The 19,167-nt window shown below is 49.4% G+C and carries 25 protein-coding genes; 5 read left to right on the top strand and 20 right to left on the bottom strand.

The window, feature by feature from the left end; genetic code table 11:
* The first annotated feature begins 15 nt into the window (after positions 1-15).
* Both RE469_07210 and otsB read left to right on the top strand, forming a co-directional pair.
* Positions 16-1,377 carry a trehalose-6-phosphate synthase gene (locus tag RE469_07210; protein WMT43990.1) on the top strand — a complete coding sequence of 454 codons (1,362 nt, stop codon included), beginning with the start codon at positions 16-18 and terminating at the stop codon, positions 1,375-1,377.
* Entirely contained in the window at positions 1,361-2,089 is a 729-nt protein-coding gene (gene otsB / locus RE469_07205) for a trehalose-phosphatase (protein ID WMT43989.1), read from the top strand. Before RE469_07210 ends, otsB begins: the two co-directional genes overlap by 17 nt.
* On the opposite strand, the gene RE469_07200 is transcribed toward otsB, so the two are convergent.
* The 9 genes from RE469_07200 to RE469_07160 form a co-directional block, all read right to left on the bottom strand.
* A complete protein-coding gene (locus RE469_07200; protein WMT43988.1) occupies positions 2,078-2,878 on the bottom strand; it encodes a carbon-nitrogen hydrolase family protein in 801 nt (266 codons plus the stop codon). The genes otsB and RE469_07200 overlap by 12 nt on opposite strands.
* A gap of 2 nt (positions 2,879-2,880) precedes the next feature.
* Positions 2,881-3,969: a DNA topoisomerase IV subunit A gene (locus tag RE469_07195; protein ID WMT43987.1), complete on the bottom strand. Its 1,089-nt coding sequence runs from the start codon at positions 3,967-3,969 to the stop codon at positions 2,881-2,883.
* Positions 3,969-5,858 carry a DNA topoisomerase VI subunit B gene (locus RE469_07190; GenBank protein WMT43986.1) on the bottom strand — a complete coding sequence of 630 codons (1,890 nt, stop codon included), beginning with the start codon at positions 5,856-5,858 and terminating at the stop codon, positions 3,969-3,971. The genes RE469_07195 and RE469_07190 overlap by 1 nt, the downstream gene beginning before the upstream one ends.
* Positions 5,859-6,030: 172 nt before the next feature.
* Positions 6,031-6,789, bottom strand: coding sequence for a proteasome assembly chaperone family protein (locus tag RE469_07185; protein ID WMT43985.1), 759 nt, complete (start codon positions 6,787-6,789; stop codon positions 6,031-6,033).
* Positions 6,761-6,949, bottom strand: a complete 189-nt coding sequence (locus RE469_07180) for an RNA-protein complex protein Nop10 (GenBank protein WMT43984.1) — start codon at positions 6,947-6,949, stop codon at positions 6,761-6,763. The genes RE469_07185 and RE469_07180 overlap by 29 nt, the downstream gene beginning before the upstream one ends.
* Before the next feature lie 9 nt (positions 6,950-6,958).
* Positions 6,959-7,714, bottom strand: coding sequence for a translation initiation factor IF-2 subunit alpha (locus tag RE469_07175; protein ID WMT43983.1), 756 nt, complete (start codon positions 7,712-7,714; stop codon positions 6,959-6,961).
* Entirely contained in the window at positions 7,711-7,911 is a 201-nt protein-coding gene (locus RE469_07170; protein ID WMT43982.1) for a 30S ribosomal protein S27e, read from the bottom strand. The genes RE469_07175 and RE469_07170 overlap by 4 nt, the downstream gene beginning before the upstream one ends.
* Position 7,912: 1 nt before the next feature.
* Positions 7,913-8,197 carry a 50S ribosomal protein L44e gene (locus RE469_07165; protein WMT43981.1) on the bottom strand — a complete coding sequence of 95 codons (285 nt, stop codon included), beginning with the start codon at positions 8,195-8,197 and terminating at the stop codon, positions 7,913-7,915.
* Between the two features lie 184 nt (positions 8,198-8,381).
* Complete coding sequence (locus tag RE469_07160) at positions 8,382-9,311, bottom strand: cupin domain-containing protein (GenBank protein ID WMT43980.1); 930 nt, start codon at positions 9,309-9,311, stop codon at positions 8,382-8,384.
* 191 nt (positions 9,312-9,502) lie between these two features.
* Here RE469_07160 and RE469_07155 point away from each other — a divergent pair, with 191 nt between their 5' ends.
* From RE469_07155 to purF, 3 genes are read left to right on the top strand one after another with little or no spacing between them, the layout of a single operon-like run.
* Positions 9,503-9,757 carry an LSM domain-containing protein gene (locus RE469_07155; protein WMT43979.1) on the top strand — a complete coding sequence of 85 codons (255 nt, stop codon included), beginning with the start codon at positions 9,503-9,505 and terminating at the stop codon, positions 9,755-9,757.
* Positions 9,754-9,918, top strand: coding sequence for a 50S ribosomal protein L37e (locus RE469_07150; GenBank protein ID WMT43978.1), 165 nt, complete (start codon positions 9,754-9,756; stop codon positions 9,916-9,918). The genes RE469_07155 and RE469_07150 overlap by 4 nt, the downstream gene beginning before the upstream one ends.
* The gene (gene purF / locus RE469_07145; GenBank protein WMT43977.1) at positions 9,866-11,320 is read left to right on the top strand and encodes an amidophosphoribosyltransferase; all 1,455 of its coding nucleotides are present in this window, start codon (positions 9,866-9,868) and stop codon (positions 11,318-11,320) included. Before RE469_07150 ends, purF begins: the two co-directional genes overlap by 53 nt.
* On the opposite strand, the gene RE469_07140 is transcribed toward purF, so the two are convergent.
* Genes RE469_07140 through RE469_07090 form a run of 11 tightly spaced genes read right to left on the bottom strand, consistent with a single transcriptional unit; the run spans position 11,321 to position 19,167 of the window.
* Positions 11,321-12,160, bottom strand: coding sequence for a hypothetical protein (locus RE469_07140; protein WMT43976.1), 840 nt, complete (start codon positions 12,158-12,160; stop codon positions 11,321-11,323).
* Positions 12,138-13,175, bottom strand: a complete 1,038-nt coding sequence (locus RE469_07135) for an RNA-guided pseudouridylation complex pseudouridine synthase subunit Cbf5 (protein ID WMT43975.1) — start codon at positions 13,173-13,175, stop codon at positions 12,138-12,140. Before RE469_07135 ends, RE469_07140 begins: the two co-directional genes overlap by 23 nt.
* Positions 13,135-13,680, bottom strand: a complete 546-nt coding sequence (locus tag RE469_07130) for a cytidylate kinase family protein (GenBank protein WMT43974.1) — start codon at positions 13,678-13,680, stop codon at positions 13,135-13,137. The genes RE469_07135 and RE469_07130 overlap by 41 nt, the downstream gene beginning before the upstream one ends.
* Positions 13,664-14,380 carry an EMC3/TMCO1 family protein gene (locus RE469_07125; protein ID WMT43973.1) on the bottom strand — a complete coding sequence of 239 codons (717 nt, stop codon included), beginning with the start codon at positions 14,378-14,380 and terminating at the stop codon, positions 13,664-13,666. Before RE469_07125 ends, RE469_07130 begins: the two co-directional genes overlap by 17 nt.
* Entirely contained in the window at positions 14,373-14,927 is a 555-nt protein-coding gene (locus RE469_07120; GenBank protein ID WMT43972.1) for an adenylate kinase, read from the bottom strand. Before RE469_07120 ends, RE469_07125 begins: the two co-directional genes overlap by 8 nt.
* A complete protein-coding gene (gene secY, locus RE469_07115) occupies positions 14,928-16,688 on the bottom strand; it encodes a preprotein translocase subunit SecY (GenBank protein WMT43971.1) in 1,761 nt (586 codons plus the stop codon).
* Complete coding sequence (locus tag RE469_07110) at positions 16,666-17,106, bottom strand: uL15 family ribosomal protein (GenBank protein WMT43970.1); 441 nt, start codon at positions 17,104-17,106, stop codon at positions 16,666-16,668. Before RE469_07110 ends, secY begins: the two co-directional genes overlap by 23 nt.
* Positions 17,093-17,584 (bottom strand): 50S ribosomal protein L30, encoded by a 492-nt coding sequence (locus RE469_07105; protein ID WMT43969.1) that lies wholly within the window; start codon positions 17,582-17,584, stop codon positions 17,093-17,095. The genes RE469_07110 and RE469_07105 overlap by 14 nt, the downstream gene beginning before the upstream one ends.
* Positions 17,562-18,230, bottom strand: coding sequence for a 30S ribosomal protein S5 (locus RE469_07100; GenBank protein ID WMT43968.1), 669 nt, complete (start codon positions 18,228-18,230; stop codon positions 17,562-17,564). The genes RE469_07105 and RE469_07100 overlap by 23 nt, the downstream gene beginning before the upstream one ends.
* Positions 18,227-18,715 (bottom strand): 50S ribosomal protein L18, encoded by a 489-nt coding sequence (locus RE469_07095; GenBank protein ID WMT43967.1) that lies wholly within the window; start codon positions 18,713-18,715, stop codon positions 18,227-18,229. The genes RE469_07100 and RE469_07095 overlap by 4 nt, the downstream gene beginning before the upstream one ends.
* Positions 18,712-19,167: a 50S ribosomal protein L19e gene (locus RE469_07090; protein ID WMT43966.1), complete on the bottom strand. Its 456-nt coding sequence runs from the start codon at positions 19,165-19,167 to the stop codon at positions 18,712-18,714. The genes RE469_07095 and RE469_07090 overlap by 4 nt, the downstream gene beginning before the upstream one ends.

The raw sequence follows: 19,167 nt of genomic DNA, 5'->3' as shown, positions 1-19,167 counted from the left end.
ACAAATTTTGACTTAATGAGGTATGTCATAGTCACCAGCAGATGCCCCGTGAGCCATGACCGCTCTGGGGGCCGCGAAACCCTGCGCCGGAATGTGGGTGGCGTGGTTACTGCCCTGCATCAGGCCATGAAGGCAAACGGAGGTGTTTGGATCTGCTGGGGCGATGGCAATGCCGACATGAATTATCCGGTGGAAGACTATGAGGGATATACTGTTGCAAGGATATTCCTGAACCGAAATGAGAAGCATGGTTTCTATGATGAATATTCCAACGGCACCTTATGGCCTCTTTTCCATTATTTCAGGGAACGCGTAAGGTACGTTGAAGATTCGTTTGAGACATACAGTGCAGTGAACAGAAAATTTGCAGAGGCCGTAGCAAAGTATATGGATAACGATTCGGTGATCTGGGTTCATGACTACCAGCTCAGCCTTGTTCCTGAGTTCGTAAGGAAACTGGGGATTGGCAATTTCATCATATTCACCTGGCACATACCGTGGGTTTCCAGCGAATTCTTCAACATTCTTCCGCAGGCAAAGGAAATTGTGGACAGCATTACCCAGGCTGACATGATAACATTTCATACAGAGCTTTACCGGAAGAACTTCAGGGAGTCGTGCGAAAGGCTCTCCCAGCCTGACTTCAATGTGGATGACCGGACCTCAGCATACTCCCTGGGCATTGATTCGGATTATTATTCCAGGGTCGATGAACCCGTGAATCCACTTGAGAACCTCCAGAAGAATGGCAAAGTCATATTCTCAATTGACAGGCTTGACTACACCAAAGGGCTCATAAACCGCGTGCTGTCTGTTGAGAAGGTCCTGAAGAAATATCCTGATACAAGGGGGCGATTCCATTATGTTATGATGGTTACTCCAAGCAGGACATCTGTCTCCGAATACATAAGGATGAAACGCGACCTGGAAATGGAGATCGGCAGGATAAACGGTTCCCATGGCGATATAAAGTGGCAGCCCATAATTTATATGTACAGCAAAATATCGGACAGGGTCCTGCTGTCCTATTACCGTTATGCCGATATTGCCCTCATCACGCCTGTGATGGATGGCCTGAACCTGGTGAGCAAGGAGTTCGTTGCTGCATCCCGTCAGGGAATCCTTATACTGTCCGAGTTTGCCGGGGCTGCATTCAACCTCCCGCAGGCCCTTATTGTAAACCCCAACGATATCAGTGCAATGGCCGATACAATATACACTGCCATGAATATGGATAAGGGCGAAATTGCCAGAAGGCTTGAGGCCATGAAGACATCCGTTACAAGAAGAAACCTCAAATGGTGGATAGACGCAATCGAAAAGCGTGCGAAGACCCTGATGGCAAACAGGAAGGTGTTCAATGCCCCTGGACAGTGACCTCATAAGGGAGGCCCGTGGTCTTCCTCGTGGATCACCCATCTTCCTTGACTATGATGGTACACTGGTGCCTCTGTCCACGGATCCGGAAACAACCTTCCCTGATGATGATGTCCTATGGATAATGGACCGGCTGTCAGGGAAATATCAGGTCTATGTCGCCACAGGAAGATCAATTCCTGAGATCACAAGATTCCTGGACAGCAGGTATAATTTCATTGCGCTCCACGGAGCGATTCTGAAGCCAAAGGATGGGCAGCCGGAGTATGTAACTGATGCAGGGGAATATATCAGGAAATGTGACGCCATTTACGCCGGGAGAGATGATTTCTTCAGGAGATACCCTGGACTCAAGATGACAAACAAACAGGGAGGGTTGGTTTTCATAATGTGGGGGCTCGATGAGAAAGCCATGTCATCACTTGTGGAGGAAGTGTCCATGCTTGCCTCACAGACGGGAATGGATCTTTACAGAGGAAAGAGAATAGTTGAGCTCCGTATCCCGGGAGTTAACAAGGGAATTACCATAAGGGGGGTCAGGAACGGGGCGCCTGCCCTCATAGCTGGAGATGATGCAACAGACGAGGATTCGTTCCTTGACAACCCCGATGCCATCACAGTTAAAGTTGGGGACGGCGACACAGCCGCAAGGTTTCGCGTCAGGGACGTGGCTGAATTCAGGGTACTCCTGAAGGCAATGTCAGAATCCTGATATATCATACATGTCCTTCCGCCTCTGTTTTATCAGTGGTACATCCACTGAGTATTTTTCCGGCAGAGACATGTCCAGATCCACCGTGAGTATGCCTTCTTGGTTATCCAGCTCCCCCAGAACGTCCCCATAGGGACTCACTGCCATTGTATGGCCTGTGAAATCCTTTCCGCACTGTGCGGATGCCAGCACAAATGAGCCATTTTCAATGGCCCTTGCCCTGAGCAGTGTGCGCCATGTCTCCAGTTTTCTCTCTCCGACAAACCACCCTGCCTGGTATGATATAATGGATGCGTCCTTGAGGCGTATGAGCCTGGCGGGCTCTGGGAACCTGAGATCATAGCATATCTGAAGCCCCATGCGGGCATGCGGCACTGCAAAGGCAGAGGGACTTATGTTGCCCTGCTGGTAACAGGAGCTCTCCCTGTGCCCGTACGCATCGAACAGGTGCAGTTTCCTGTATTTCCCGGAAACTATCCCCAGATCGTTCACCACAATGGATGTGTTATATGGTCTGATGCCTGTGCCGGCATATTCAACAATATTGAGAACCATGGTCAGCTTCCCCTTTGTGGATGCAGTCATGGCGGTAACGAAATTTCCGTCAGTTGGCTCCGCTGCTGCAGCTGTTGTTTCCGGAACAGAGTAATCGGGAAGGAACATCTGGTATTCCGGGAATATTGCAAGCTCTGCCCCCTCCTCCATTGCTTCTCCCAGCAGCTGCAGGGACTTCTGCAGGTTTGCCTCCTTGTCTCCCCTGCTTTCCATCTGTATAAGTGATACCTTCATTTTCACCACCTGTTTCCGTTAATCTGCGACAGCTTTTCCGGCAGATATGTGGACGTGACATAGTTCAGGCCGTATTTTGCTAGAGCCTGCTGCTCTGCCTTCTTTCCTATGCGCAGCATGGTTTCTATCTCATCCCTCCACATCTCTGAATTGAATCTCGGGTCCTTGAGTTCTGCATTCAGTGCCGCAATGTCCTTGTCGTTGAGCTTGTCCGTTGGGAGATCGTAATTCAGTATGTCGGATGCGGTCACGCCGATAAACTCTGCTGTAGGGACAGCCAGGTAATGTGATATGTGGGCAGTCTTAATGGCACCGTAAGCTATGGATGCATATATCCTGAATGACCACGGATCCCCATCTGTGAACACCACAACAGGAACGCCCCTTTCCTCGTTTATCCTCTTGAGAAGGCGCCTTGTGCTCCGGGCCGGCTGCCCCTTGAGATGTACAAGCAGGCACCGGTTGCTCTCATCAAACCCGTTTTCCACCAGTCTGTCGAACATACCTCCCGTCTCTATTGCAAGGATGAAATCCGCGTCTACATCCTTGATGTGGAACTTGTCGTCCTCAACCGAATATGGAATAGAGTAACCGCTGTCCCCCACATCATCCTTGCAGTTTATCTTCTTGAATTCGCCTTTCCTTGTCTTTTCCTCGACCGTGATGTTGCCAATTATGCTGGCCCCGTTCTCTTCAGGGCGCAGCCTGAAGTCCTCCCTGAGCAGGGCACTGATGACCTCCAGATCCTCTGCCATCAGGTTCGATTCGTCCTGAGTGTGGAACTTTCCCAGGTTCCATCCCTCGGAGATGTAGTACATTTCCCTAAGTGTTGACGATTTCCCCTCCTGCAGCATCTCCCTGATGAAGTCTATCATGTACAGGATTTTCACCATGTATTCCGCCCCGTCCGTTGTCCTGCCTGAACGGGTCACCTGGGATTCCCCGTATTTCCATACTGAAAGCATGGGATCAAGAACAATGTTGTCCCTGTTCCTTGAGGGCATGGATATCTCAGGCACCTCGCCGCTCACAAGGTAGTCGTATATCCTTGACGCTATGCCCTCAAGGGATGATTTCACCTCACCAGGCATTACTGGTCACCCTTCTCATCATCTGCGGAATCTATGATGCTGATGCTTTCCATTCCATAATCTGCAGGCAGCGGATCGGCGCCCTGTACATGCACAGGATCAATGCCGGTGAAGTAAAATGCGGTTCCGGGATACTCCTGCGGAACGTTTGACAGAGGAATGCTGAATTCTACCTCCAGGGATGGCTGGAGGTCCGAAATGTCCCACACCATATCATCGCCATCATAATAGGCCACAGGTGGGTCTGCGTAAAGCTTCATGTTTACGGGATGACGTGTGTAATTGATAACCTTCACCTTTGACAGTGTCCTGTCGCCATCATGGATGATGTCCTCAGTGACAAAGACAACGTTGGCGATCTTGGAAATCACGCTGTCCAGTGGAGGAAGATCCTTTCCAAGTATGACGGATGATTTCCTGCCGATCTCGGGGATGAGCAGGCTCACAAGCCTGAATTTCTCATAAACCTTCTTCCTGCGGTCCTTCTTTCCAAGGAATGACTTCACGCTCCTTCCCAGCGACTTCAGCGCCATTGTGACCTCTGCTGTTATCTCATCAACTGAGGCTATGGCTTCCTTGGATTCCGAAGTGAACGGGATTCTTATGCCGTACACATGGACGAAGATCACAGCAGGCCCGAAGGGTATTCCCTGGCCGCTTTTCTGATCGAGGCCATATGGCCTCCAGTCCATTTCCTGCACGGCCCTGGTGATGGCACACGCTCCTGCCTGGTACAGCAGTGGCACCTTGTTCGCAAACCTGACTACCCTCACGGGTTCATCGGACCTGAGATCGCCTCCGTAGACTAGGCCTGCTTCAACCGCAAATGGGTTGCCGTTGTGTATTGATATGGGCCTGACAACAGGCTTCGAGTAATGTGATGGCCTGCTCTCGCCATAAACGTTCTTCAGCCCCTTGATGATAAATTCATGGCCAAGGGGTGACAGGCAATCAGTTGGAGGCGGCATGAGCTTGACCTGGCTAAAGGCGTCCCTGAGCTTCCTCACCTGTTCAAGCGTGATCTCTGATGGTTTCTCTTCTGGCCTGATGCCGGATTTCTGCAGGATCTCCTGGGCTATCCTGTCGCTCACCCTGTTGAAATCACCCTTGAGGAATTCCATCATTGTCTCTGCATGTGTGGACCTGCTCATGGAATTTATTTCCCCGATCTCCAGCCCCAAAGGATGCGGTTTGATGGCTGTTCCGGGTTTTGAAGGCGTTTCAATAACGCGCCTTATTTCCAGCGTCCTTCCGTCTGGATCGGTGAAGGAGAAGTTTGCGTTTGGGTTGGCCACTGCCGTTTCCCTGATATACTCCCATACGGACTGCCTCCCTGTCTGGTACTTCGCCCTTGCTGGTATTGCCACAACAGTCCCGCTGGTCACATCCCATATGACCGGCCTTTCATAATTGATCTGTGCCCTGTTCTCCTTCACATTTATGCCAAGTTCAAACTCGTATGCAACATCATCCTGGGCTCTCTTTGTTTTGATGTACGCAGGCCTGGCCGTGGTGATCTGCCCATAGAGGATGGCTGCAGTGATGCCTATGCCCTGCTGGCCCCTGGACTGCTTGAAGGAATGGAACCTTGATCCGTACAGAAGCTTCCCGAACACGTCAGGAACCTGTTTTCTTTCGATGCCTGGGCCGTTGTCCTCCACAGTGATCAGGTACTCATCATCGTTCTGCTTTGCAATTGTCACCTTTATGTCCGGCAGAATCTGGTATTCCTCGCAGGCATCCAGAGAGTTGTCCAGTGCCTCCTTTACAATCATGAATAACGATTTCTGCGGGGAATCAAAACCGAGTATATGCCTGTTCTTTTCAAAAAATTCAGAAATGGAAGCTTCCCTGAAGTCGGATATGGTAGATTTCCTTGAAGCCATCATCTGAAAATGTTCACTTGCCTTAAATTACTTTGCCGGGGAAACTATCTGTATTCCCGTAGGCATTGACTCACCTGAGGTGCACGGAAATGCTTTTCTGCCTTACAATCTTTTGAGCAATGAGGTTCCCATCTTCAGAGAGGAGAGGATGTCGGTTCCGTACTGGAATGCGGGATTATCCAAAGTAGCCCAGATCGTCTTTCTGGGTCACCTTGCCCTGCACATCCTCCTGCATCTTCTCCGTGATCTGCTCAATCTGTTTGCTTCTTTCCTCAAGGTCTGAAAGGTCGACTTCAAGGCTGAGAAGATTCACCAGGATCTTAACAACTTCCTTGGCTCCCTTTGGATCTGCAAAATACCCGGAAGTTTCTCCCATTAAACATGCTCCCTGCATGCTGAACAGCTCCTTTCCGAGACCAAGCATTACGCCCGCTGATCCCACGATGCCTCCGCCGGGCTCCCCCTTTGGAAACACAACGCCGCTGTCCGTAAGTGTCTTCACCAGGGATTCGTCAGTTACAGCGCCAAGGACACGTGGAATTTCAACAATCTTGCCTGTGCTGTATCCTCCAAGTGTATAGACCATGGAAACCTCCAGTTTTCTGGCCAGTTCAAGTATCTGATATGACATTTCATACTGTCCTTCCTGTGTGGTTCCCTGGAAATCCCCCACAAGTATGAGCAGGTCGCTCCTTCCCTTGAGCTTCTTGTAATAGAGAGTGTTCCTGACCAGCTTGACCACTCCGGTATCATCGATGAAAACCTGGGGTGGAAGGTACTGTGAATAGATATCCGCAAACTTCTCCATTTTCAGCTTTTCCACAAGATATTCTGCAGCTATCTTCCCCACGTTGCCTATTCCGGGAAGCCCCCCTATGAGGATCGGGCTTGCCAGCCTCGGCCTCTTATACTGATTGATTACTATTTTCTCCATGTTTATGTTCCTCCCCTGAATTTATCCTGAACCTCTGGAACCGGTCCACCGGTGAATACTTAGGCGGAAGAGCTACATCCGTCCTTTGCCCGCATACAGGGCATACTTCCTTCATGGTATAAGCGTTGCAGATGCGGCACTTTCTGATCAATGAATGCATACCGCTTTATCATTTCCTGACAAATTCGGCCACAACGCCGTTCTTCTTGGCATTGTCCATTATCCTCTGCACCACTCTTTTAAGAGTATCTTCGGCAGTCTTATAATCCTTGTCAGTTACAGTCACGATATATCGTGGAGCCCCGGCATACTGGATGCCAACGGTGGGCTCATCACCCGGATCTATTGTGGACTTGATCATCTGAATCCCGTTGGGCGCAAGAGAATATGCTTCTATGGTACCGCCAATTTTAACATAGGGAAGCACAACGTTTTCCCGGGCGATTTTCACAAAGACCGTTTTCCATTTCTCATTGATTTCCGGGAACCAGTTTTCGCTTGCTGATGCATCCTCGAACGCAGCATACAGATTGCCATACCTCTGCCTCAGTTCATCCGCAAATTCAGCTTCACATTCCTGTACGGATTTCTTCAGCTGCTTGGCAACTATCTCAAGAAGCTTGGAAGCTTTCTGCTCATTCTTCCATTCAGATATCTTCTCTCTCTTCTGGTGGTCATTGACCCTTTTCAGGGAAAGTTCAACGTTGCCCCTGTTTGTATCAATGCTCAGTACCTTGCACACCGTTTTCTGGCCTTCTCTCAGGTAATCCCTTATGTGTTTTACCCAGCCGGTGGCAACTTCAGCTATGTGGATAAAACCCTCATGCCCCGGATATTCTTCCAGCTTGGCCGTTGCTCCAAAATTCTTTACTTCCTTTATGGTTACGACCACAAGCTCTCCCGGTTCAGGAAGGTCTTTGCTCATTGCTGATCTCCGACAATATCCGCGGCCAGATCCAGCGTTCCGCCGGTTGGCCTTGCAAGGGTGGCGTTGCAGATGTGGCATACAACAACAGAGGATATCTTGGTGTATGTCACCTGCTCATTGCCGCAGTCCCTGCATTTTATCCTGATGAACTTGTTTCCTATGCTCTTGGGCTTTGCAAATCTGCTGTCCGCCATATCACTGAACCTCCACTATTTCCAGTTTCTTGGCCCTGAAGCTTGGAGGCGTAATTGCCTTTTTGCATGTCTGGCACCTGAATCTCAGAGCAAGTCTCTTGGTTGGCTTTTCCCGGCCCTCATACTTTGGCCTTGGAAAACCTCCGTATCCTGATGTGGCTCTGCGGAATCTCCTCTGTCCTGCCCTGAACTCACTGGCTTTCTTTTTCCTGACTCTTTCCACATCGTGAGGCGTATGCTTCTTGCAGGAAGGGCAGTACATCTTGATTACTTTAGGCATTTTCAATACTTTCACCTGTTGATTGGCAAGATCCTGAAACCCTGATGATTCATCATCTCCGGGATCTTGATATGCTCTCGCTGAATTAGAATGAGGAATATAAGTTTTCTTAAGCGAATAGAATTATGGTTACTGTTTCCCCATGCTATGCCGAAATGATCATTGGTGAATGTGAAGTTGAAATTTTTCCTTACTGAATTCCCGCCTCTTCCCTTGCCTTTGTGCCCGGGATAACTGCTGGAGACCATGTCCCATCGGCTTTCCTCACGTATCCGGTTTCATAATGCTGCATGGTGTCTCCGGCGTCCATCAATGAATCCAGTGGCAGCGTATTGTGCCATCCCCCGCCGAAAAGGCAGATTTCCCTGTGATCCGGGTAAACGACTACATCCTTGTCGTTTCTGGATGGATCTGACCAGATCTCAATGTCCAGAATCCTTACGGGGGAATCATGTGCGGCAAGGATCTGTGTAGAAAGATCCGGCCCGGTTGGCTTGGAAATGATGTCCCCTGGATTTATGGGGATTTCCCGGTCAGCGATCCGCGCCCTGCCGCTTCCAGATATCACAATGTAATGCTCTTCCCGTGCAGTGTGGCTGTGATGACGTGAATAGGTGTGCCCAGGTTCGATGTCATAAACTCTCATGAATGCATGGGAGAAACCGGTGAGTGGAGAGAGGTAGCTGCATCTGCTTCCACTGTCAGTTTCATAGAGGGCCAGCTGCGAGGCATCAAGCTTCCCGCCCGCCATTATGTTCTGGACCGGCGGAATCCACATCCTCTCTCCAGGATTTTCAGTTTCCCTTATGCCGGCAATGCCGCGGTACACCTGTATATCTGTGTCCCAGAATGAGCAGATCCTGACCAGATAGCTCCTGGCGGATTCTGTCAGTTCAGGGGCAATGATCCAGACGACCTTTCCATGATCCTTCCTCAAATACCCTGATCTGTTTGATAAATCTGCCCAGAGCCACTGCGTGAATCGGATCATGTTTTTCATGGATTCCATTTTGAAATCACCTATATTATCAGGATCGAAAAGCTTCCACGCAACATCACAACGTATGGCACCTGCAGGACGCACCTCTTTCGCTGGATTCTCCAGTATCTTTATGGTCATTCTTCGCAATTCCGGTTTGTATTATAATCATTTTCGGTTCAGGGAAATAGCACGTGTATGTTGATCAGAACTATGAACCGCAGTTCCTTTCCTTATGCCTGGTCCTGCTGCTTTAAAAGAATCAATCCAGCCCCGAAATTGTGAACCTACAAATAGTTAAATACGAACTATCAATTCAGCCGGGAATAGACATGCCTAAGCCACAGCCAAGTGCACTAAAACCAATGGACGTTCTCAGGGGATCCATAGAGAAGAACGTAATGGTGGATGTAAAGGGTAACAGGGGTTACTCCGGAATACTTGAAGGTTATGACGTTTACATGAACCTTGTCATAAGGAACGCCGGCGAGACCATCAGGGGAGAAACAAAGGGGGTCTTTGAGCGTATCCTTGTTCGCGGCGACAATGTAATATTTGTATCTCCATCAAAAGGTGATAATCAATGAGCAATGGAACAGCAGTAATGGGAAAGATGAACAACAAGAAGGTCCACGTTACATGCCGCAGATGTGGTCATCACACATACCACGTCAGGCAAAAGAGGTGCTCTCACTGTGGATTCCCAGCAGCAAGAATCAGATCCTATAGATGGGCTAAAGCCAAATGATCACTGCGCGGTAGTTGGTTACCGCGGTGATGATCAGGCATACCCGGTTCTTCTTGTATCTCTCAAGACCCTGCAACACCGGGGGCAGGAAAGTGCAGGCATTGCGACTTTTGTTAATTCCACCATAAATGTCCGCAAGGGCATGGGTCTTGTGTCAGAGGTCTTCAACGACAAATTGTCTGATTCGGATTCCTACCTTTCTGGAAATGTTGGAATAGGACACACCAGATATTCCACTGCTGGCACAAAGACCATGGAGAATGCCGGCCCATTTCTTGTGTCAAATTCCCTGGGCCACATAGCTCTGTCACATAACGGTGAGATCACAAATGCGGATGCCCTGAGGGAGGAGATGATGCGAATGGGACTCACCTTCCTGACATCATCGGACACAGAAGTGCTTCTAATGGAGCTGGCCAGGGACATTACTGCCTACGGAATACAGAACGGCATAAAGATCGCCATGGACAGGCTCAAGGGTGCTTATGCCGTTACAATGATGATAAATGACCGGCTCTTCGCCATAAGGGATCCGCTGGGCATCAGGCCGCTAGTTATGGGACGCTTTGGAGGCAACTTCATAGTTGCATCTGAAACCTGCGCACTTGACATACTTGGGGCAGCCAAGATCCGCGACGTGAAACCGGGAGAGGCCGTTGAGATCACCGAAAGGGGACCCGAGACAATTTTTGTCCGGCCAGCCCCACGGACAGCCCACTGCATGTTCGAATACGTATACTTTGCAAGGCCAGACAGCGTCATAGACAACGTTGAAGTTTTTGGATCAAGGATACGCCTTGGACGTGAGCTTGCCAGGGAACACCCTGTGGAGGCGGATGTGGTCATTCCCGTTCCTGATTCGGGAAGGGCACAGGCACTTGGATACTCCATGGAATCACATATACCCTACAGTGAGGGGCTCATAAAGAACAGGTTTTCTGACAGGACATTCATTATGCCTACCCAGGAAGCCAGAAAGAAGGCCATTGTGCTGAAACTCAACACCATTAAGTCCGAACTTCAGGGTAAGCGAGTTATTCTTGTGGATGACAGCATCGTGAGGGGAAACACCATGAAACACATTGTGGCACTCCTCAGGAATGCCGGCGCAGTTGAGGTCCATGTAAGGATTGGATCGCCCCCCATAGTTGCCCCATGCTACTTCGGGGTGGATATGAAAACAAGAGACCAGTTCCTGGCATCTGGAAAGGACATGGAAGAGATAAGAAAGGAGATAGGATCGGATTCACTTGGTTATGTGTCCATACAGGGCCTGGTGAGAAGCATAGGGAAGAACGAGAATTCACTGTGCCTTGGATGCCTCACGGGAGATTATCCGGCACCAACCCCGGAGAGGGCAAAAACATTAAGGCAGAAGGAACTGGAGAGCTTTTCCTCCTGACTATTTACGGTTCATTACTTCCCGAATCTGATCAAGCATTTTATCCGTGTCCAGCATTGCTCTGGAAAGGTCTGCCCTGCAGGCTATGGCAATTTTCCCGGCAATGACCCTTGCTGCACGCCCCCGCCTTCTGGCCGGTAGTGATGACATTCCCTTGTAGTGGAACAGGATGCCATGCTTCGGCGGCGGAGTCCCAGAAACAAAATGCTTGAAGAGAGCCTTTTCCGCCCCCAGCACCTGTATGCTGCTGGCTGGCATCAGGGCAAGGTTGCGGAGACTGCCCGCATGAAAGAGCAGTTCGGTTGCCAGATCCTCGCCTGCTATCCTGCATGTATTGGGCATAATGGTCCGGACCCGCTCTGACAGAAACTGTATCAGCGACGATCTCATGGCACACAGTCCTGTAACAGATGATGAAATCTGGGACATCATTGACGATATGTCCTCCGGGAGATCCAGTCCCTCAAGGTTCGTGAAGAACCGGCACGGATCATCGGAGTTGTAGTTGACTCCTGTTATGAGGCCGAATGTCATGACTTTCTCCAGGATCAGGTTTATTGATTTGTTTATCTCTGGTACAAGGGAATAGAACTTCCTGACGTACTGATCCTCCCGGAATTCCTTCTTCACCCTGTACTTTGCGTACTCTATCATGAGGGCTCTCAAATCTGGAAGATCTGGGCGGTCCACAACCTCTGCTTCAGGGATCTTACCGTTCCTCAGGTCATCAAATATCCTGCTGTAATCCTCTTCTATATTGCTGAAGACAGCGAATCCCATTGGCCTTGGGTATCCATACCACATGACTTTGCTGGCCTTATCTTTCCCTCTTCCTTCCATATGATCCCTTTCCCTGTGGTCGCCTGTCGTTCCTCATTGGGGGCCTGCGCCTCTGACCTCCGCCACTGTTATTCCGGTAAGTACTGGAAGGCCTGCGTGGCGGCTCCCGGATTACTGGAACTGCCGGGGCAGGCTTCTGATCAGGATTTTCCAGCAGTATCCTGTCAAAGTCAACAACCTTGAGATCCATTATTGAATCGTAATTGACAAGCATCTTGCCTGTCCCCACCAGCTCATTATCCTCGGTTACCACAGCAACCCGGTCCCCCTTCATGGGCTTACCTGTAATGGCCCTTATGCCGCCTGGAAAAAGATCTGAGCCGTGGGCTATGTTGGATAGAGTTGTACGCTTCACCACGATCTTCGGATCATTCCTGAAGAGTTCCAGCATGGGTATAATCATTCCCTGAAGCCTGGAAGGATCGCCATTCTTGCTCATGTACGCAGCATCTGACAGTTCCTGCAATGTGTGGATCATTGATTCATCGAATGGGCCTGTGGCAGTGCGTCTGAGTTCAGCCATCTGGGCACCAGGCCCAAGAACATAGCCAATGTCAATGCACAGGGTCCTTATGTAAGTGCCTGATTCACACTTTACCCTGTAGAGTACCAGACGATCCTGCACCTCCTTTATCTCAAGCTCATAAATCCTGCGGATTCTCAGGGCCCTTGCAACGGCCGATTTCATTGGGGGGAGCTGATATATCTCCCCCTTGAACTGGTCAAATGCAGCTTCAAGCTGGTCCCGGCCAAAATCTCCGTAGAGCCGCATTACTGTTACATATTCCTTGGGATATTCGTGGGCAACGTCGATGAGTTTAACGGCCTTGCCAATGGCCATTACCAGAACCCCAGTTGCGTTGGGATCAAGTGTGCCTATGTGGCCGACTTTCTCAACGTCCAGAATCTGCCTAACCCAGTAATCAACCTGGTGGCTTGTGGGGCCCTTTGGCTTGTCTATGACAACGAATCCGTCAATACTGTTTTCTCTGTTCTTCTCCGATGATTCGTTCATAAATCCTCTCTGCAACCTCTTGGGCAGTCAGTGTATCTGAACCTATAACCATGTCGTATATGCTGGTGTCGGAATAATCTATTCCATAATACTGGAGGTACCTCCTTGCCTCGGAGGCTTCCCTCTCCACCATCCTTTCCCTGAGATCCCTTTCGTCTCCCTCACGCTTCTTTATCCTTGCGTATCTGACATCAAGCGAGGCGTTGAGAAACACCTTGAATGCGGAAATGCCTGATCGGTGGCAGATCCATCCCGCAAGGCGCGATTCCACAACAACATCGTCATTATCCATCAGGAAAGATGCAATCATTGCATCCAGGTCACGATCAACTGCCTCATGGGTTTCGGCATAGACATTGAACTCTTCTACTGTCATGCCCATTGTTGAGGCTTTTTCCCTGAAAAAGTAACCACCAGAGAAAAATTTTAGCCCGAGCATCCCTGAGATGATGCGGCCTGCAGTGGATTTGCCACTGCCTATGGGGCCACTAATTGTGACTCTCATAGCGTTCCGATTTTTCCGCTTTCCTCAACTTGTGGCTGAAATCAAAGTACTTGATTATACTTGTTGCAAGGTATCCAAAAGCGGATGTGGCAAGTATATCTGCTATGAACCAGTACGGGAATGTCCACAAATGCGCTGTTGCTATGTTCACATTATAGTCCCATGGGAATGCTATAATCTGGTATGGCACCCTTGTGACAAAGTAATATATCCAGGCGAAGAGCAGCAAAGTGAATATTGTCAGGACCATCAACGGCTTCATCTGGTTCATGCTGAGCTGTGATTGCTCTATGGACATCTCCATCCTCATTTTCTGCATTTTCTGGACCTTGTCTTTCTGCTGGGACCTCATGGCCTGGGAATACACCTTGTTGAATGCCCTCATCCTGTTCTGGATTCTTCCCATCTGAATCCAGTCTGTGAAGAAATACCTTGGAATGGAAGTTATCAACCCAATGAAAATTGCCACAACTATGATGGTGAATATGGGCAACTGGTAATGGAATCCCAGGGTTGGGACAAGAACCACGCTCATGCCAACTCCAATATCGTTCCTTATTGTTCCGTTGAAGATCACGATAAGGGTGACTATGCTCACCATCATGTAGATCATCTGGAACCGCATCATCTTGCCCATGGCTGCCTGCTGGCTTTTTTCAACAGCGGGCCTGTTCATTGTTGTCTTCTGCTGCTCAGTCATGAGGCATCAATCTCCTGACTATATTCTCTGCTGCTATGTCAGGTTTTCCATCAATGTTCTGAATGAATGTTATTGTTGCCCCGGTATAGACTGAATAAGAGGCAGCATAGTAGCGGTTCACTTCCTGATGCTGCCTGATGTCTTCCTCATTATCACTGTCACGGCTTCTGGTGCTGTCGTGTTGTCGCCTGCTGAGTATCTGTGAAGGCAGGGCCTCAATGAGATAGTATGATGCAACTTTCAGCTCCCTCAGCACCCACTCCGGCAGACCCGGAAGGTATCCGTCGGGTGTCTTTATCGTCATGTGGGTATCAATGATCACATTATTCATCTTTCCAATAGCCGCTGAAGCCTTTTTCTGCAGGTTCATCTGTGTATCTACAGGTAATTTCCTCAGTTCGTCCCTGTCCCTCACCAAATTTATGTTTCTGGCCATTTCAAACATCAGGGTTCCGAAATTGATGATGTCGTAGTTTGTCCTGCTCTTAACTATATCGAGAATGGTGGATTTGCCAACTCCCGCAACACCGGATATAACTACTCTCAATTAACCACCCACGAAGAACTGCCTGATGACTGGATGCATCTCCATCAACTGTTCCCTGCCCATGGCCTCATAGAACTGTATAACTATGCCTACGGCCAGCAGAAGGCCTGTACCGCTGGTATCCCCCACCGTCCCTATGAGATTGGCTCCTGCAGCAAGTAACCCCACCACAGCACCGCTGAAAACGGTTATTGCTGGGATATATTTCTTCAAAACCCGCTCTATGACCTTGGGATCACGCCTGAATCCTGGAATCTGCATACCACTGGACATTATCTGCTTTGCAACAGCGGATGGCCCCATATTGGTTGTTTCAATCCAGAACTTTGCAAAGATCACGCTTGCTATGATCATGAAACCAAGGAACACCAGGACGTGAATTCCTTCCTGCCACGCGGTGTGCCCGAACAGCACGCTCTGTGCGGTACCCGGCTGAAGTATGGGAAACAGCCAGTCTGAAAGCCCGTTTGGCGAAAACAGGTAAAATGCCAGACCTCCGGTAGGAGTGGTCTGGGAGATATTCAGAGCAGTGACCTGTGCTGCAGAAGGATAAGCTCCAAGCAGTGGATTGTGCCCAAGCAGCGGAATATGGCTCAGTACAGGACTGTTCCAGAACAGCAGTGTCCACATTGATACATTGGCAAGAAGAGCAGTTGCAAGTATGACAGGTATATTTGAAGCATAGAGCAGCTGGAGAGGGTATCTTCCCCTTGCACCCCTGACCCGTTCATGGGCGATGGGAAGTTCAATCTTGCTACTCTGGAAATACGCAACTATGAAGAATATGAGCAGAGTCCCCAGCAGAGCAACTATGGGGTTTGGAGGCTCGAAGAGTATCTGTGGTATACCTGTGGATATGAGATATCCTGAGCTTGCGTGCGTGATTATGTAAAGAAGTTTCGGGATAGCCCCTGCCGGTGGATTTGTCAGTGAAAGTGATGAGGTCAGGGTGGAAGGCAGCCAGTTTATTGTTCCTGTGACGAGCTGCTGCGAAACCCCTGCCGCTATGAACAGTGATATTCCCGATCCTATGCCGTATTTGGAGACAACTTCATCCATGAGGAATACCAGGTAGGAACCGAAGAAAAGCTGTCCGACTATGATTGTCTGTGCAAGAAAATGCCCGTATCCGGGAGCAAATGCTGCCAGTGAGTTCACAAGGGCAGTATCCGGCACCAGATAACCGAAGGCCTGAGGAATTGCTTCAACAAATATCATCACTATTACAAGGAGCTTCTGGACACCCTGGTATATTGCCTTATCAGATGAATCCTGAAGATCTATGTTGAAAATCTTTGCTCCTGCGAAGAGCTGCATGACTATGCTGGCGGTAACTATTGGGCCTATTCCCAGGTCCATAAGAGAACCTTCAGCGCCTGCGAATATGGCCCTGAAGGAGGCGAACACGTCCACAGACTGGGTGGTGTTAAGCCCATACACGTAGATGTTCGTGAGGGCAAAATACAGGAGCACCACTGCAACTGTCCACAGCAGCTTGTATTTGAACTGCACGTGACCCTTGGCCTTCTTCACTGCGGGCAGCTTTGAAGTAAGATACTCAAGGCCGTACAGTTTACTTTGCTTTGGCCCAGCATAGCTGAAAATAAGATACGAAATGAAAAATACCGGCGCCACCAGTAGCGCCACTACGAATAACTTCAGAGGACCGTAATGGTCAAGCTCGCCAAATGCTGCAACAACTATGGCGTATACCGCAATAACGGGTATTGCTACGCCTTTATTCCTCTGAATGTCCGCCATCAGTCTCTACCGTAATGCCCTGAGATGAAAGCTTGCTTAATGCTTTTTCGGTTACCTTGCCGACTCTTATGGTAGATTTAATCCTGAAGTCCCCAGATCCCAGAAGCTTGGTATAACCAGCCGCGCCTAGATCCACGACCAGTTTTCCACCTTCTTCCTTTGCAAATCCCTGTGATCTGAAACTGTTCAGATTTGCATCGAGCTGATTGAGTGTCAAAGGTATTTCTATATTGCCCTGATGGTGGCTTGTGAATCCATGGACACCGAAATGGTCCCTGTCGTTCTTCAGGAGCCAGACCCATCTGTGCTTGCCAAGTCCTGCCATCCCGGAGCCGCCTTTCTTACCTTTTCCACGGCCGGATTTCATTCCACGACCGTAATGTCCGCCTCTCAGTTTCTTTGTCCTAGTTCTTACCATTTAGATCAACTCCTGATTTCAGCATGGCCAGGATAAGCCTGTTGATATCCTTGCCCCTGTAACCTGCAGATCCACCCTGTCCAACAGGTTTCCTGACAGCCTCGTATCCTCCCTTGGGAGGGTTAAGCCTTACCACCGGGACAATGTCACGGATATCCTTGAATTTGATTTTCCCCTGGTTTATTGCAGATGCGAGGTCCTTAAACGTCTCGTAACCTGAGATATCCTTCAGCTCTTCTTCCATCAAAGGGTTGTGGCCCTTGAGCTGAGCCCTGTATTTAAGAATCATCTCCACAGTTGCATCATCAACTTCACCCCAGGTAACATAGTCCTTGACTTTCTGCAGCATGCCCCTGTTCACATCGTTATCTTCAACAAGGACCATATGGTTGATCCTGTTCAGCCTCATGAGTTCGGCAGTTTTTGCTGCTGCCGGCCTTATGCCCGTTGTTCCTCTAATCCTTATTACTGCCAGCATTTGCTACACTCCCCACGTAAATAGGCGTACTGATCTTCAGAGACTGATTGACCTTCATCTTTGATGTCTGCCTCATTGCGTCAAAGGCCGCCAGGGCGTAATTGACCGTTGTCTTTGTGTGCCCATCGGCGAAACCCCATGCATCTTCAATTCCCGCCATTCTAAGTACTATCTTGGCAATATCGCCCACTGCCCTTCCAACACCCTGCGGTGCAGGCTTGAGTGTTACCTCAACTGATCCTGACTTTCCCTTTACCAGGAACGGCAGGGAATGTGCACGTCCGCATCCGCATTCCCATGAACCGCATCCCCTGCGGATTTCCATTATGTTTAACTTGGCATTGTTAATTGCTTTCCTTATGGCAGGAGCAGCCTCCTTTGCCTTCCCCCGGCCGAGGCCTATGAATCCGTCCTCGTTTCCCACGACTGCAGTAACGGAGTAATTCATTCGACGACCTGAGTCAGTCATCCTCTGTGCCCGCTCTATGTCTATGACCTCGTCCTTTATCTCCGGAAGCAGGTAATCCACTATCTGGTATTCCTTCAGGGGCAGTTTTGTCCTCAGCGCCTCTGACATGGTTTTAATCTGTCCGGATGCAACCATCTTTCCCAGCTGTGTGGTTGGTATCCAGGTTTCCTCGCTCATATCTTTTCCTCCAGTAATTTCTTCATTTCGTCAATCTTTATTGCTGCACCGTTTTTGAGGTGCTTCCCGCTCAGCCTGTCCTTCTTGGGGAACACGGATGCTTCATGGGGCACCTTGACCCCGGCATCAACCACGCCTTTCAGAACAGCTGAAATTCTTCCGCCTTTGATTATGTTGTATCGCCCAGAATCCAGTATTGCATTCTTTACTTTCTTCTTCTTGCATTTCAGCCCAAGTGCATATCCAACCAGGTATGATACCGGAACGCTGTTCCCGTCAACTTCCAGTCCCAGCTTTTTCAGTGACTTTTCGGTGACAGTAGCAATGACAACGTCTCCTCCCTCCGAGTAATTCACAAGCTGCGCTGTCATGCCCTTATTTGATGGCCTGACCACCAGTCTTGGAAGACCGGACATCAGGAGCTTCAGTCTTTTGTGGTAGTTTGTAACTCCCTCTCTCCTTCTTTTCATCACACTGTACATCATTTCTGATCACCCAGATAACCCGAGGACTTCATGTGCTGCACCAGCTGAGCCCTTGAATGTATGTTCCCGCCCTTCACCTGGACGTAGAACTTCCTGAATGTCTTGGCATCAATCCTGTTGTCCTTCTTCATTGTCCTGAGTTCGTCCCTGAGTGCCCTGATGGTTTTAATCCATCTGTCCTTTCTTGGGAATCTTGCATATTTTGTTCCCTTGATTGAACCAGGCCCTCTTCTTCGTTCCTTTGACCTCTGGACTACCCTCTTCTTCAGGCGTGCATTTGAATTTCCTTTCTTCTGCTTCACCTGGATTACGTTTCTCCTTATGAGGTCCCTTATATCCTGCCTTGATGCTGCTTCCATGACCTGGTCTATGCTGTTGGTGTCAACCCATACCCTTGATAGCCCGGATTTGAATTCATCTGCTGCCAGTCTTCTGGCTGTGTTCAATTTCAT

The sequence above is a fragment of the Cuniculiplasma divulgatum genome, from assembly GCA_031200235.1.
Taxonomy (GTDB): Archaea; Thermoplasmatota; Thermoplasmata; order Thermoplasmatales; family Thermoplasmataceae; genus UBA509.
This window is presented reverse-complemented; position numbering and strand designations above follow the sequence as displayed.

Excerpts from the sequence above, each read along its gene's own strand:
- RE469_07155 (WMT43979.1), top strand. The coding sequence starts at position 9,503 with ATGCCTAAGCCACAGCCAAGTGCACTAAAACCAATGGACGTTCTCAGG.
- RE469_07105 (WMT43969.1), bottom strand. The coding sequence starts at position 17,584 with ATGCTGGCAGTAATAAGGATTAGAGGAACAACGGGCATAAGGCCGGCA.
- RE469_07110 (WMT43970.1), bottom strand. The coding sequence starts at position 17,106 with ATGGTAAGAACTAGGACAAAGAAACTGAGAGGCGGACATTACGGTCGT.
- RE469_07095 (WMT43967.1), bottom strand. The coding sequence starts at position 18,715 with ATGATGTACAGTGTGATGAAAAGAAGGAGAGAGGGAGTTACAAACTAC.
- RE469_07190 (WMT43986.1), bottom strand. The coding sequence starts at position 5,858 with ATGATGGCTTCAAGGAAATCTACCATATCCGACTTCAGGGAAGCTTCC.
- RE469_07130 (WMT43974.1), bottom strand. The coding sequence starts at position 13,680 with ATGAGAGTCACAATTAGTGGCCCCATAGGCAGTGGCAAATCCACTGCA.
- RE469_07185 (WMT43985.1), bottom strand. The coding sequence starts at position 6,789 with ATGGAGAAAATAGTAATCAATCAGTATAAGAGGCCGAGGCTGGCAAGC.
- RE469_07150 (WMT43978.1), top strand. The coding sequence starts at position 9,754 with ATGAGCAATGGAACAGCAGTAATGGGAAAGATGAACAACAAGAAGGTC.
- RE469_07200 (WMT43988.1), bottom strand. The coding sequence starts at position 2,878 with ATGAAGGTATCACTTATACAGATGGAAAGCAGGGGAGACAAGGAGGCA.
- otsB (WMT43989.1), top strand. The coding sequence starts at position 1,361 with ATGCCCCTGGACAGTGACCTCATAAGGGAGGCCCGTGGTCTTCCTCGT.
- RE469_07195 (WMT43987.1), bottom strand. The coding sequence starts at position 3,969 with ATGCCTGGTGAGGTGAAATCATCCCTTGAGGGCATAGCGTCAAGGATA.
- secY (WMT43971.1), bottom strand. The coding sequence starts at position 16,688 with ATGGCGGACATTCAGAGGAATAAAGGCGTAGCAATACCCGTTATTGCG.
- RE469_07125 (WMT43973.1), bottom strand. The coding sequence starts at position 14,380 with ATGACTGAGCAGCAGAAGACAACAATGAACAGGCCCGCTGTTGAAAAA.
- RE469_07160 (WMT43980.1), bottom strand. The coding sequence starts at position 9,311 with ATGACCATAAAGATACTGGAGAATCCAGCGAAAGAGGTGCGTCCTGCA.
- RE469_07180 (WMT43984.1), bottom strand. The coding sequence starts at position 6,949 with ATGCATTCATTGATCAGAAAGTGCCGCATCTGCAACGCTTATACCATG.
- RE469_07135 (WMT43975.1), bottom strand. The coding sequence starts at position 13,175 with ATGAACGAATCATCGGAGAAGAACAGAGAAAACAGTATTGACGGATTC.
- RE469_07100 (WMT43968.1), bottom strand. The coding sequence starts at position 18,230 with ATGAGCGAGGAAACCTGGATACCAACCACACAGCTGGGAAAGATGGTT.
- RE469_07175 (WMT43983.1), bottom strand. The coding sequence starts at position 7,714 with ATGAGCAAAGACCTTCCTGAACCGGGAGAGCTTGTGGTCGTAACCATA.
- RE469_07210 (WMT43990.1), top strand. The coding sequence starts at position 16 with ATGAGGTATGTCATAGTCACCAGCAGATGCCCCGTGAGCCATGACCGC.
- RE469_07090 (WMT43966.1), bottom strand. The coding sequence starts at position 19,167 with ATGAAATTGAACACAGCCAGAAGACTGGCAGCAGATGAATTCAAATCC.
- RE469_07170 (WMT43982.1), bottom strand. The coding sequence starts at position 7,911 with ATGGCGGACAGCAGATTTGCAAAGCCCAAGAGCATAGGAAACAAGTTC.
- RE469_07140 (WMT43976.1), bottom strand. The coding sequence starts at position 12,160 with ATGGAAGGAAGAGGGAAAGATAAGGCCAGCAAAGTCATGTGGTATGGA.